Origin of the sequence: Phytoactinopolyspora endophytica (genome assembly GCF_004138495.1) — a bacterium.
In the GTDB taxonomy this organism is placed as follows: domain Bacteria; phylum Actinomycetota; class Actinomycetes; order Jiangellales; family Jiangellaceae; genus Phytoactinopolyspora; species Phytoactinopolyspora endophytica.
Map to the genome: position 1 here is coordinate 137,327 of NZ_ML142858.1, position 953 is coordinate 138,279.

The 953-nt window shown below is 67.8% G+C and carries 2 protein-coding genes; both read right to left on the bottom strand.

The window, feature by feature from the left end; all coding sequences use genetic code 11:
- The coding region (locus ELR45_RS41110; protein WP_240759893.1) for a Maf family protein at positions 1-204 on the bottom strand (204 nt) is incomplete at its 3' end.
- An 84-nt stretch (positions 205-288) separates the two neighbouring features.
- Positions 289-953 (bottom strand): type III PLP-dependent enzyme domain-containing protein (locus ELR45_RS19635; RefSeq protein ID WP_476704134.1); only part of this gene is annotated, 665 nt, incomplete at its 5' end.

Genomic DNA, 953 nt, shown 5'->3' on the forward strand with positions numbered 1-953 from the left:
GGCGCCGGCGCTCACCGCCTCGGCTTTGGCTCGCGCCAGGGTGAGTACGGCATCCGCGGGAGCCAACCGCCCGAGCTGAGCCTCGGCCTCGGCCAGGGTCCGTTCCTCGTCCACTCCGGGCGCTTGCACGACAGGTTCGATGCCGGCCGAGCGCAGCGTCGCGAGACGGGCACGTGATGTCGAGGCGAGCAACAAACGCGTCACAGACCTAGACCTTACCGAAGTTGATCACCGTTGTGCGCGGATACGGCGAAGTCGCTTCTTCGGGGATCGCGGTTATGCAACCACTCAGAAGAAGGTCCGGACCGCGGACAGAACACGATATTCGTCGTCCACCACCGGTATGGCGCTCCATTTGTCGAAGGTGGTGCAGGGGTGTGAGATGCCCATTGCCACCAGATCGCCGACCTGGAGCGTGCCGGCGGGTACGTCCGCGGTGCCGACGAATCCGTGCTGATCGTTGACGGACGTTACATGCACGCCGGCGAGCGCCTCGGTGACCCCGGATCGGTGGCGAGCCACCACCACGGGCAGGCCGGCGTCGGTGGACATGTCCCGCCGTCCGGCGTCGATGATCGTCAAACCTGGCTCCGGCGTCGACAGCACCCGGGACCACACCTCGATGGCCGGCCGAAAATCGCCGTCGTCACCGAGGAACGGCGAGGCCGTCCGGTACAGCGCGTGATCGTGGGTGAGGTAGCAGCCAGAGCGGATCACGACCTCGGCCGGATCGGGATGGCTGTCACGAGCCCGCGTGAGGACATCGACGACCTGGTCGAAGAAGGCGCTTCCGCCGGCCGACAGGATGACCGGCCGTCCGGTCCGGAACAGGCGGGCCGCCGATAGCTCGCTCGCCGCGCCGGCCATGAGGTCCAGGAAGGCGCGGACTCCCGAGATCACGTCCTGGGTGCGGCTTGCTCCGACGCTGCCCTCGAATCCTGCGACCCCGGCGA